The organism is Portibacter marinus, from assembly GCF_021533195.1.
Taxonomy (GTDB): Bacteria; Bacteroidota; Bacteroidia; order Chitinophagales; family Saprospiraceae; genus Portibacter; species Portibacter marinus.
In genome coordinates, this window is sequence record NZ_JAJNKB010000002.1 from 871,879 (window position 1) to 885,381 (window position 13,503).

At 39.1% G+C, this 13,503-nt stretch carries 8 protein-coding genes; 5 read left to right on the forward strand and 3 right to left on the reverse strand.

Annotated features, from left to right (window positions below; genetic code table 11):
- Window positions 1-9 precede the first annotated feature (9 nt).
- From L2567_RS07740 to L2567_RS07755, 4 genes are all read left to right on the forward strand, one after another.
- Window positions 10-2,433: a zinc-dependent metalloprotease gene (locus L2567_RS07740; RefSeq protein WP_235297179.1), complete on the forward strand. Its 2,424-nt coding sequence runs from the start codon at window positions 10-12 to the stop codon at window positions 2,431-2,433.
- Complete coding sequence (locus L2567_RS07745) at window positions 2,430-3,146, forward strand: hypothetical protein (protein WP_235297180.1); 717 nt, start codon at window positions 2,430-2,432, stop codon at window positions 3,144-3,146. The genes L2567_RS07740 and L2567_RS07745 overlap by 4 nt, the downstream gene beginning before the upstream one ends.
- Window positions 3,136-4,518, forward strand: a complete 1,383-nt coding sequence (locus L2567_RS07750) for a TlpA family protein disulfide reductase (protein ID WP_235297181.1) — start codon at window positions 3,136-3,138, stop codon at window positions 4,516-4,518. The genes L2567_RS07745 and L2567_RS07750 overlap by 11 nt, the downstream gene beginning before the upstream one ends.
- 167 nt (window positions 4,519-4,685) lie before the next feature.
- Window positions 4,686-7,202 carry a zinc-dependent metalloprotease gene (locus L2567_RS07755; protein WP_235297182.1) on the forward strand — a complete coding sequence of 839 codons (2,517 nt, stop codon included), beginning with the start codon at window positions 4,686-4,688 and terminating at the stop codon, window positions 7,200-7,202.
- Between the two features lie 238 nt (window positions 7,203-7,440).
- Here L2567_RS07755 and L2567_RS07760 read toward each other — a convergent pair whose 3' ends face one another.
- The 3 genes from L2567_RS07760 to L2567_RS07770 form a co-directional block, all read right to left on the reverse strand.
- Window positions 7,441-9,141: a sodium:solute symporter gene (locus tag L2567_RS07760; protein ID WP_235297183.1), complete on the reverse strand. Its 1,701-nt coding sequence runs from the start codon at window positions 9,139-9,141 to the stop codon at window positions 7,441-7,443.
- A gap of 109 nt (window positions 9,142-9,250) precedes the next feature.
- A complete protein-coding gene (locus L2567_RS07765; RefSeq protein WP_235297184.1) occupies window positions 9,251-11,758 on the reverse strand; it encodes a PIG-L family deacetylase in 2,508 nt (835 codons plus the stop codon).
- Between the two features lie 687 nt (window positions 11,759-12,445).
- On the reverse strand, window positions 12,446-12,658 hold the full coding sequence (locus tag L2567_RS07770) for a hypothetical protein (protein WP_235297185.1): 213 nt from the start codon (window positions 12,656-12,658) through the stop codon (window positions 12,446-12,448).
- Between the two features lie 77 nt (window positions 12,659-12,735).
- On the opposite strand from L2567_RS07770, the gene mazG reads away from it, so the two are divergent.
- Window positions 12,736-13,482 (forward strand): nucleoside triphosphate pyrophosphohydrolase, encoded by a 747-nt coding sequence (gene mazG / locus L2567_RS07775; RefSeq protein WP_235297186.1) that lies wholly within the window; start codon window positions 12,736-12,738, stop codon window positions 13,480-13,482.
- Window positions 13,483-13,503 lie beyond the last annotated feature (21 nt).

Consider the following 13,503-nt stretch of genomic DNA (forward strand, 5'->3'; position numbering starts at 1 on the left):
AATTTACATATGAACTTTATTTTAAGACTAATGCTTATTCTGCTGGTAGCAGGACTCACAACGAATAGTACTCATGCACAATTCTGGAAGAAAAAGAAAGAAGAACCAGTAAAGCAAGAAGAAAAAAAGAAAAGTGATTCAAAAATCAAAGACTATGATGAAATCATAAAGGAAGGAGCTATTACAGATGAAGGACTTTTTACCGTTCACCAGGTCAGTGATAACTATTATTTCGAAATACCCTTTGAATTACTGGAACAAGAAATTCTGGTAGTCAGTAGAATTTCCGGATTTGTAAAAAATCTAAACTTTGGAGGAGCAGGTACAAAATCACGACCTCAACAAGTCATTCGTTGGCAAAGAAAAAATGACCAATTGTTATTGAGATCTGTTTCTTATAACAGTGTCGCAAGTGAGGACGATCCCATCTATGAGTCTGTGAAGAACAATAACTTTGAACCCATCATAATGATCTTTGATATTGAAGCTTTTGGACCCGATAGTTCGACAGCAGTCATTGACATCAAACCCCTTTTTACGACAGACGTAGAAATGATGGGGCCAGTGTCACCTGCACAAAGAAAATCGTTCGAATTAGGAAGCCTGGACTCTAAAAGAAGCTTAATTTCCAGCATGAAGAGTTATCCGGAAAATACGGAGATCAGACACATATTGACATTCAATGGCAAAAAAATTCCTGACAATAGGGTCACAGGTACGATGTCAGTTGAAATGAATCAATCATTTATCAAGTTACCTGAAGATCCATGGATGCCAAGACACTATGATGCTAGAGTTGGGTACTTTTCAGTAAACCAAACGGATTACAGTTCTGATGATCAAAGGGCCAGTGCTAAAAGATTTATAACCAGATGGAGATTGGAACCCAAAGATGCCGAGGCATATGCCAGAGGAGAATTGGTCGAGCCTGTCAAGCCTATAGTTTATTATATTGACCCATCGACGCCATATGAGTGGAGAGAATATATTAAGCAAGGTGTTAATGACTGGCAAGTCGCGTTTGAAGAGGCCGGTTTCAAAAATGCTATCATGGCTAAGGATCCACCAAGCAAAGAAGAAGATCCGGATTGGACTCCTGAAGATGTCCGATACTCTACCATAAGATATGTGTCCACTGATATACAAAATGCTATGGGTCCACATGTTCATGATCCTAGAACTGGCGAGATCTTAGAAAGTGATATCATTTGGTATCATAATGTGATGAACCTATTGAGAAATTGGTATTTCATTCAAACAGCTGCCATCAATCCAGAGGCGAGGGCTGTCAATTTCAAAGAAGAGGTCATGGGAAGGCTTATTCGCTTTGTTTCTGCTCATGAGGTGGGTCATACACTTGGCTTGCCACACAATATGGGGTCAAGCGTTGCCTATCCGGTAGATTCTCTGAGGTCCGTGACCTTTACCAAAAAGATGGGTACAGCACCTTCCATTATGGATTATGCGCGATTTAATTATGTTGCTCAGCCAGGAGATGGAGAGGTGGGATTGATGCCGAACATTGGTCCCTATGATAAGTGGGCCATTGAGTGGGGTTATAAGCTTTTTCCTGATTTGAGTCCTGAAGAAACCAGAGTTGAACTTGCCAGGATGGCCAAAGAAAAAGCAGGAGATCCTTTATATAGATATGGAAGACAGAGAAGGAATCCACCGGACCCTACGGCACAAACAGAAGATCTTGGAGATGATTCTGTTCTGGCTAGTAAGTACGGAATACAGAATTTAAAAAGGATTGTGCCTAACTTGATTGAATGGTCCAGAGAAGATGGCAAAGATTTTTCACAGCTCGATGAATTGTATGGTCAGGTTTTCGGCCAATTTAACAGATACATGGGCCACGTTACATCGAATATTGGTGGTGTCTATGAATTTCAGAAGACCGCAGACGAGGAAGGTGCAGTTTATACACCTGTTTCCAGGGAGAAACAGGCAGAAGCCATGGCATTTCTCAATAATCAACTGTTCGAAACACCCATGTGGTTGATCGATCAGGACATTATTTCTAAAACCAAAGAAAGTGGGATTGTAGAGCAGATGACAGCATTGCAGGTCCGAACATTGAACCGTATTTTTGAAGGAGATCGATTGTTGAGAATTATTGAGAATCAAACCTTAAATGGTGATGGCGCTTATACATTAGGACAACTTTTTGCGGATGCGCAAGCTGGGATTTTTAGTGATCAAGCCCCTGATACTTATAAGCGAAACTTACAAAGAGCCTTTGTTGAAAGAATGGGTGAGTTAATCAATGAAGAGGACGATAAATATAAACGCTCTGACATCATGGCTATGGCCAAGGGGACTTTAAAGTACATTTCAGATTCGCTGCCCGCAAATGGCAACGATATTCTGCTGCGTTATCACTACGAAGATCTCAGAATGAGAATATCCGACATACTTGATCCGAAATGAAAGCGCTAAGTTTAATCATGCTGATGCTGCTAATGGCTTGTCACAGCAAGGAAAATTTAGCCACCAAAAGTGAGGTCTTACTTGAACCTTTATTTGACGCTGCAGGAGGGTACAATGACTGGACGAAAATTACAGAGCTGTCATTTTTGAAAGAATCGAATCTTTATCAGCAGGATAGTTCTTTAGAATCCAGTGTGCTACAGAGGCAAACTTTTAGAAATTACCCTGAATTTTATGGAGAAATTGAGTATTTGAATGATTCTTTGAATCGAAGGATTATACAAGAAAATAATCAAGTTAAGTACTATGAAAATGATGTAATTGTAGTTGATGAGAAAAAGATTCGATCAGCTGAAACGAACATCAGGACAGCCTTTTATGTTATCAGTCTTCCATTTAAGTTAAATGATCCAGGTGTCCAAATACAGTCTCTCAAGGAAAAGGATTTGTTAGAATTGCATGTCAAGCATGAGTCTAAACCTGCAGAGAATTGGTGGCTATATTTTTATCCCAATAATAGATGGTTGCAGGGGTACTTAATAGAACATGAAAATCGTTTTAGCCACATTATTAATGATAGCATTACAGAGGTCAATGGATTTACTTTTCCAGTGTTGAGGAGGAGTATTTTATCGGATAGCAATAATGAAAATCCATACTTCAGAGCTGATTATCAGTATTCCAATATTAAAATTATAGTTGATGAGAATTAAATATTTTCTGTTTTTTGTGGCGGCTTTGATGAGTGGCGCATGCGAGGAGAAAAGTGAACATGCAGTGATTGAGTTGAATATTGCAGATGCTGAACTTGATCAAGTGGTATTCTATAATAAAGTAGATATGAGGTACAATCATGTTACCAATGTCAAAGATCAGCAGTATGTGATAGAAAATGTAGATGGTGCAGAAATCATTCAATTTCAAGCAACCAGTAACCAGATTCCCATTTTTGTTCAGCCCGGCACAAATGTAAGCGTTTCCAAAAATGCGGGTTCAGGTTTTGAAATTGTCTCTACGGATAATGAGGAGCAACAATTACTTGAAGAGTTTGATAAACAAATGAGCATTGCGAGCGCAAAGTATGGACTTCCCAATTTAAGCAATCTCGAGCCGGTAGAATTTCAGGAGCAATTACAAAAAAAGTATGCTAAAACTCACCAGCTCTTGATTCAGGCAAAGCAGGAGGGCGTTGCTACTGGATTGATTAGTATTTTGCGAGCCAGGATGATGGCCGATAAGGTACGGTCGGTTATCAATTATCCTAATTATTACGAATATCTCAATAAACAGCAACCTAACCTACCTGATGATTTTTACCAGGTGGTAGAAGATTTTGACATTAATGATGAGAAAGCGTATTACTTTGATGAAGCTTGGTTGACCGCAGCCGAAGTAGTCACCAGAGAAAGTGATTACGCCTCTTATGATGATGTGGAGGAAATTTATATAGACCAGTACCAAAAATTGGATGAAAATATTAGCAATGAAAAAGTAAAGGAGTTGGTGCAATACCAGATACTAACTAATAAAATAAACTACGGAGGTGGAATTGGTAAGCTTGGACCTCAAATCAAAGATTTTATTCATAACGCAAAGGATGAGAGAAGAATTAATGAGTTGAATTTAGCGATGGATAAATGGGCTCATCTGGAAAAAGGACTACAAGCACCTGACTTTGTAGCCTATGATAGAAACGGTAAGGCTGTAAGGTTGTCAGACCTACAAGGTAAGAACGTCTATATTGATGTGTGGGCGACATGGTGTGGGCCATGTATTGCAGAAATCCCGGCACTCAAGTCTATGGAAGAAAAGTATCACGATGAGAATGTGGCCTTTGTCAGTGTAAGTATAGATGAACAACGCGATCGGGAAAAGTGGAAAAAAATGATAGAGGCCAGGGACCTTGGAGGTATTCAGATCATTGCTGAGAATAATTGGAAATCTGAAATTGCCCAAAAATATAACATATCCAGCATACCCAGATTTATGATGATAGATGCTGAGGGTCAAATCGTTAGCGCAAATGCACCAAGGCCATCAGACTCAAAAGGGTTTAACCACATGTTGGCTGAAGTATTGGATTAATAAAGATATTACGATAATCTATTATATGTCGTGAAAGGGGGTCAGAAATGACGCCCTTTTGTCATAATGTTGCAATAATGTCAAGTTTCTTACATTTTTTATGTCGTCTACTAGGGGGTTCGAAAGTCAGGTAGCTGTCATATACCTGTACTACATAAAATTTGAGAATGAAACCTGTTATTACTGGAATAGTGCTTATGGCACTATGTATCAGCCGTATAGGCTATGCCCAAAACGATACACCCATGGAGGTGTTAACCAATATTGCGCATGAAAATTCCAGGTTTATTCCTTTTAAGGTGTTTACCGAAGAAGAACGTGAAGATAGCCACCTGGAAACATTTCTATCTGAACACGTATCACTTCGGCTTGATCGAGAAGAATTAAAGAAAATACTTGATGAATCACCGGAGACGGTATTTTTAAATCTTCCATTTAAGCACGATCAGGCACTTAAGATCAAGATTGTCAATCACGATATTAGAGCAGAGGGATTTGAGATCATTGATTTACAAAAAAAACGCGCGCTTCCCATTCCAAGAGCAGAATTCTATCGGGGAACAATATCGAATGAGAATGATGGACTTGCAGGAATAAGTTTTTTCGAAGATGAGGTATATGCCATCTTTTCCAGCAAACGATATGGAAATATTGTCCTGACAAAAGATCCTATACAACCTGGAGATGGAGATCGCTATATCTTGTACGCTGATGAAGATTTATTGACAACTCGTGATGTAGCTTGTGAAACAGATGCATTCAAACCCATTTCTGATTACCAGGAAACTATAACTAGATCCAATGTATATGAAACTTGTGATGATGTGGAAGTGTATGTAGAAGCAACTTACAAATTGTACAATTCTAAGGGTGGTGCTGCATCTACATCCAATTTCATATCTGCCTTTTTTAACAATTCAGCAATCATATACCGCAATGAAGGCATTTACACAAGCCTGAAAAAAATCGCGATAAATACTTCTGAAGATGGATATAGCAATCTGACCACTTCTTTCGACAATTTGAATCGGTTTGGTGAAATGACTAAAAATAAGTATCAGCAATATGGTGCAGAGCTGGCTCATCTTGTTGACCATAATGAAACAAGTTTGGGTGGTGTGGCCTGGATCAATGCCATGTGCAGCAACTACTATTACTTTTCATCACAAGACTATCACCACGGTGCCTATGCGTATAGTTCAGTTTCTACATCCCAATCTAATTTTCCTGATTATTCACTTACAGTCTTCATGTTCACGCATGAAATGGGACACAATCTGGGATCAAAGCACACCCAATGGTGTGGCTGGGATGGCGGACCTATTGATGATTGTGCGAGTGTAGAAGGTGGAACCTGCTCACCGGGACCAACCCCTACAAATGGCGGAACAATTATGTCATATTGCCACTCACAACAAGGTATTGGAATAAACTTTAATAATGGTTTCGCAGATCAACCCGGCAATTTGATTCGAGCGAAGGTAGCTTCTAAGACCTGTGTCGAACCATATGTTGCCAATAGCACAGTTGCCGCCACTCCGGTTTTGACGATTACGGCCAATAGAGAATGTACAGACGAAGAGGGATGGACTTCTTATTATGATGATAAAAATACATCTGATGAATCTGATGATCAGCTCATACTAGCCGTTAAGAAGAATGGAGAAAATATTGGTAATCTGGATGATGGTAGTTTAATTGTACGTTTGAAAACCTCCAGTAATGCTGGAAATGGATCGACTCACATAGATAATCCAGGGTATAGCGCCAGCAGTGACTGGCATGTTATGAATCGCTGGTTCGAACTTATTCCAACTAATGAACCCAATAATCCCGTGTCCGTCAGATTTCCTTACACAAATAGCGATTTTATGGATGTAACCATGAATCAACCTTCTGTGACTTCACATAATGACTTAATATTTTATAAGATTGATTCTCCTTCAGATCCTAATCCGGACCATGGTCACACCTCCGTAGGAAATAACGATATCACATTTTATATGAACGGCACCACAGCATCTTTAGATACCTGGAGGTATTTAAAGAATGGGTCGATCCATCTTGCAGAGTTTCAAGTAAGCTCATTTTCCGGTGGGGGAGGAGGCTTCACTGAGAATGGCCAACCAGCACTTCCGGTTGAACTATTGAACTATAAATTAGAGCATATTGAAGGACATGTAAAGCACAGCTGGACGACAGGAATAGAGGTCAATAATGAGTCTTTTACGATTGAAAGATCTCGTGACGGAATTAATTTTGAAAAAATTGGAAAAATTTCAGGAGCTGGAACTAGTTATGAATCAATAGATTATGAATTTATTGACAGAAATCCACACGAAGGATTAAATTATTTTCGGCTTTCGCAAACCGACTTTGATGGAATTCACGTAACTTTGTCCGTAAGAGCGTTGGAACTACCCAATTCCAGAGCAGTTGAGATTTATCCAAATCCGCTTACAAACACCAACATCCTGTACCTAAATTATTTTACACGAAGTAAAACACATATTCGTGTGATGATTAAAAATATCGAAGGAAAAGTATTCTTCGATCAGTACTATTCTATGTCTAAAGGCGAAAATACGCTGAAGACGAGACTGAATGTACTTAAACCAGGCATGTACATAGTACAGATTGTAGATGGTCAGACTATCTACACAAAAAAATTGATTAAAGATTAAGCGTATATAAATTTTAAAAACTTACTCAAAGTACCTCGATGGAAAAGTCTTTCGAGGTTTTTTTTATCTTTTTTTGTAGATCTGTGGGGGTGAAATGTGAATCTGGAGTCTACTATTTAGAACGACGCAATGTTAAAACAACGAAACAAATAATGAGTTTGGCTGGAAAAAGAAGTCTTGAGTAATCAAGGCTTTTTTTATGCCTGAAATTATGGTTTTATACAGTCACCATTTTAACTTAGAATTCAGATATTCGGGCACTCGATCCGGTTATACGTTGAATCATCATAGAATACAAAATGACCGCAAAGCAACCTATCACATTGTACCATAGAAAGGAATCGGTAAAAAATGTGACTGTAATGACTGTTGCCTGTGCCAAAATTGCTCCGTAAAAAACGCCCTTTGCTCCAATTTTCTTCATATAAAAAGCGACGAGGAAAATGCCTAATATCGTTCCATAGAAAACAGATCCAATGTAATTTACCAATTGAATCAGATTGTCAAACAAATTAGCCGTCGTCGCAACTATGATGGCTATGACCCCCCAGGCAAGCGTAAACAGCTTACTAGCCCTTAAATATTGTTGATCGGTAATATCTTTTCCGACATTGCGTTTATAAATGTCAACCACTGTGGTCGTACCCAGGGCATTAATTTCAGCTGCTGTAGAAGACATAGCGGCAGAAAGAATGACAGCGAGCAATAGACCTATTAAGCCTTTAGGCAGGTATTTGAGAATAAAACTTAAGAACACATAATCCCGGTCATTGGACTCAATTTCCAGACCGGAATCATCCATAAGAGTCCGACCCTCTGCTCTCAGTCGGGATAGCTCTTCTTCAGTATCCAACAATTGCGTTTTTATGGTTGACAGTGAAGTAGGATCATTTTGATTAGTAGCCGAAATAAATTGTCTGGATAAAGTAGCTTTTTCTGCCTGTAGTAGATTGTATTCAGTTTCTAATTCTTGATATTCAGTGCTGTAGTCACTGGTTTTAATTATATTTTCTGCTGCGGGGTTAAAGTTCAATGGTTTTTCGGCAAATTGATAAAAGACAAATACCATGACACCGACTAATAATATGAAAAATTGTAGAGGTAATTTAAAGAGGCCATTGAACAGCAACCCTAAGCGGCTCTCTCTTAAAGTGCGTCCACCTAAGTAGCGTTGGACTTGCGACTGATCCGTGCCAAAATACGCTAAAGCCAGAAAAAAACCACCGGTTATACCAGACCAGAATGTATATCTCGTTTCTAAGTCAAATGAAAAGTCTAGCGCCTTTGTTTTTCCGGAGGCACCAGCCAACTCCATGGCAGTGGTAAAACTCATATCATCTGGTAGAAGTCTCAGAATAATAATAAAAGCAATGACCATTCCTGAAAGGATGATGATCATTTGCTGTTTTTGAGTAACTGAAACAGCTTTAGTCCCACCGGATACCGTATAGATGATCACCAGAATACCTATGATGATACATGTTAGTTTTAAGTTCCATCCTAGTAAAACGCTGAAAATAATTGCAGGGGCATAAATGGTAATCCCCGCAGCCAGTCCTCTCTGAATAAGAAAAAGAATGGCGGCTAAGGACCTGGTTTTCAGATCAAACCTGTTCTCTAAAAACTCATATGCTGTGTATACTTTTAAGCGGTAGTAGATTGGAATGAAGGTGATACACAAGACGATCATCGCCAGTGGTAATCCAAAATAGAATTGAACAAATCCCAGTCCTTTATCAAACGCCTGTCCGGGTGTTGAGAGGAAGGTAATGGCACTGGCTTGCGTCGCCATCACAGACAGTCCGATGGTCCACCACTTGGCGTCATTGCCCCCTTTCAAATATCCTTCCGAGGTATTCTCTTTTCGGGTTTTATATAGACCATATAGAATGATAAATAGAAGTGTTCCACCCAGAATGATCCAGTCAATCAGACTCATAAATTATCTTGTCCACAACGTTACCAATAAGAAAATAAGGATGTAGACAACATTGGCACCCAATACCAGAAGATACATCATTTTCCATTTTGTTTTGTCCTCTTCCATGCTACGGTCTATCGTATTTGCCTATCGACACAAGATTAGCAAAAATACGATATGCACCGGAAACACCTGGCGGCAATTCTCTGAACCAGGAATAACCAGTATAGATGTAATATCCTTTGCCATATTTCGCCACTAATAATCCACCATTTTTAGGCTCTTCTCCTGGGTCATTGGAGGAAAGGATTGCTTCATACTGTGGATCCCACTCATCCGGAAAATATAGTCCTCGTTCCTGTTCCCAACCTTCAAAGTCCTTTGAAGTGATTTTATTAGGAAAATTCATGACTTCATGCTCCGGCAAGAGAATTCTTACTTTAGCAGTCTCGTCAGTGACTCTATCTCTGCTTAAATGAAGTGGATATGGCCCGACATTGTCCACTCTCATTCCTCGATTGGTATTGTATTGTACAATCATCGTTCCTCCTCCTTTGACGTAATCCATGAAATCATCCTGGTAAAACTGAATCCGATCCACTGTATTATAAGCTCTAATACCTAGTATGAGGGCATCATATTTCTGAAGATTATCTGCTGTAGCCTCATCTACATTGATCACATCCACATCATAACCAATTTGCTCCAGACTCTCAGGAATCTTATCTCCGGCCCCCATGATGTAAGCCACGCGGCGCCCTCTGATCTGAATATCCAGTTTGACCACTTTAGCACTTGCATCTTTTACTATGGTCTGTGTCGGTATATGATCGTAATCGATAACGACCACCTGATCGCTGTAAGCCGCAGAATCCTGGTTATGGATCAAGGGAACGATATAACTTTCTGACTGCTCTTGGGGTGGAGTCAATTCAAACTTGTAGATCTCCTCTGCGCCTTTTTTTTCAATTTTCACCTGATACCTATCTGGTGAAACGGTCCAACCTTCCGGATGACAAAGCTGCAAAGAACCGCTGACATCATCTTTACCTGCCTTGACGACCACATTGATTTCCTTACTGCCTTGATCAGGAAAAATGTAAACATCACTAAGCAGTTCAACTGAAAATTCTGGTATGATCTCAAATGGCTTGTATATCTCGCCTTTCACAGGATCAGAAGTTTTATAAACAATCGGTGATTGACTGATATAAGGTTTTTCACCAATCATAAAATGATAAGTTGCTACATAAGGCCTTTTATTTTCGGGTGTTCCCCTTAAAGTCTGATCTTTGACCAAGTACATACCTAGTGTAGCCTCTTTATTGAGCCAATATGGAGATGAAAAAGTGGCATCTTTGTCGATGGTAAATTCAATTTCTTCAGAAAAATCGATGTTGGGTAAAAGGGTAGTATCCGCGTCTAATCTTTGATCACCCGGATTGATGTCAATGTTTTTTAAGTATACGTCCAAAGGAGATCTATTAATGACTTCCACTGTCGCTGCAACTTTTTCTCCGGGTGCGGCAGTAGGATTGTTGACACTAATTTCGGCAAATAATCCCAATGTTTGCTTTATGATATCATCAATTTCCTTCAATTTCACTTCCTTCCAATAGTCATCATTCAAGTTTTCGATCATTTCACGAACTTCCAACAATGCGACTGTGGAAAGGTGAGGATTTTCAAAGTCAAATCCTTCGATGATCTGCTGCACTTTAAGACCGATAGCCTTGCCTCCATCTACCCTCGTCCATGAAGTATTAATTCCTTCAAAAGGGTCTTGCATTTGATCAGGCTTATCTCCTTTCAGAAACTCCATATACTCTAATTCGGACCCTCTGGAACCACTACTTCCAAATCCCTGGCACTTGTGCATACTTCTCGCTTCCGCTGCGATTTCCGTATTGGATTTACCGATCAATGGGTAGTAAATGCCTGCGTCAACTGAAACCAGATTCGATTTGTCTGCGCTTTCGAAATTCTCTCTACTTCCGTAGAACCACCAAGAGGTATTAAAGAACAGCCTGGTTGGTTGCCAGGGTTCAACATATTCCAATTGCGTTGGATATTCTGCAGGATCTCCCGCCAGTTCAAAAGCTTCGTAAGATAGCATTGCGGATCCGGTGTGATGGCCATGTGTTCTGCCAGGTGTTCGATGGTCAAATCTATTGACTATAATATCGGGTCTAAATTTACGAATGGTCCATACAACATCGGACATCACTTCGTCTTTATTCCAAATGTCAAAGGTTTCCTCGGGGTCCTTAGAGTAACCAAAATCATTGGCTCTGGTAAAAAACTGCTGACCTCCGTCGATGTTTCTGGCCTGAAGTAACTCCTGAGTCCGCATCACACCCAGCATCTCTCTGATTTCCGGACCAATCAGGTTTTGGCCACCATCACCTCTGGTTAATGAAAGATAGGCCGTATTCGCATGTACGGCATTAGAGAAATAGGAAATTAACCTCGTATTTTCATCATCAGGATGTGCTGCTATGTAAAGCACGTTTCCGAGAAAGTTCAGTTTTTGTAGCTTTTGATAGATTTCTCCAGATGAAAGTTTGTCCGGTTCTTGAGCAGTTGTATGAAAAATGGAAGCAACGATAAGCAGCACTCCAAAAATATATTTCATAATTATTGTATATGTTGTAGAAGTAAAAATAATATCTTTTATCGAAGCGATGGGATGAATTGGCGGTTTTCAACTTTTGTTAACACTTACAAGCTATTGTTTAAAAAAAAATCATTACATATCCTATTGACCTTCTGCATATTAAATAGTATGATTTGTAAAATTTCAAAAACCATATACGTTGATGGTGGACATAGAATTTACAAGTGTCTTTCTTTATATAAAGCAATGATTACGCCGCCACTACATTTGCCCCTTAAACCTGAAAGGAATAGTTGCAATTCACCGAGGCATAACTAGTTTTGTGGGTAACATTTATATGTTAAATTAAAATGTGTTATTAAGGAGGATGAAATTTGGAATGATAAGTTTAATTGACTTTATTTGTTAATCGACTTGAGACTTCCCCCAACAGTAATACTTTTCATGAAGAACTATCCCTAGGGATAACAGTGAACTTTTTTAAATCTATTATTATGCTCGTATTATACCTTACTGTGTTTTTATTAGGATTGAGTCTGATTGTGAATTTCGCATTGAAATACTCACAGAAGTAGGACAATTCAACATATTGGAAGAGAGGAAATCTGGAAATCACCTTTCTAATACAATCAAAAGTTACCAACTTTAAAGGATACTCGACCCACTCAAAGAAAGGAGTCGTAAAGGCTTTATTAGCTTCAGACTTTAAGCGCCTTTGACTTCAGGCATCTTGCATTCTTCATCAGGCTTACGTCCACAAACTGTGCATTCGCCTATCTCACTTTTAAGCATCGGATTGTTTGTTGCGCATGTCCCTCTAAATTCATTGCCTGTTACCACGTGACGGAGATTAATCAGCAGGAATGAAATTCCAAATACTCCGAAAATGATTAGCATCGTATATAATAATTCACTCATGTCTTCTTCTATTTCTTATAAGTATAACGATATTCACACATGCAAAGTTTGTTAAAAATCACTTAATAACCAGATTAATGGAAGAAAAACTGAAGGCTTTCAGCAGATTACTGAATATAATGGACGATCTTCGGGAGAAATGCCCGTGGGACAGAAAGCAAACATTGACATCCCTTCGAAACTTGACCATTGAAGAAACTTACGAACTTGCTGACGCCATTCTTAACAATGATCTGGATGAGGTAAAGGAGGAAATAGGAGATATCATGTTGCATATGGTATTTTATGCTAAAATTGCGGATGAAAAAGGAGCCTGGGACATTGCAGATGCACTCAATGCGGTTTGTGAAAAACTCATTCACAGACATCCACACATCTATGGAGATGTGAAGGTCAGAGATGAGCAAGAAGTCAAAGCAAATTGGGAAAAATTGAAAATGAAGGAAGGTAAGAAATCAGTTTTATCTGGAGTACCTCAATCACTCCCAGCCATGGTTAAAGCCTACAGAATGCAAGAAAAGACAAAACAGGTAGGATTCGAATGGGAAAACTCAGATCAGGTGTGGGAAAAAGTAGAAGAAGAAATTCAGGAATTTCGACAAGCTAAATCAGTAAGTGATAAAGAAGAAGAGTTTGGAGATGTGCTTTTTTCCTTAATCAATTATGCCAGATTTGAAGGAATCGATCCTGAAACAGCTCTGGAAAAAGTAAATCGAAAGTTTAAGAAGAGATTTGAATTCATAGAAAAAAACGCTTCTAAACCTCTGGAAAATATGACGCTGGAGGAAATGGATGAATTGTGGGTGAGGGCTAAGAGAAAGTAATTCGTCATACTTATATACCCA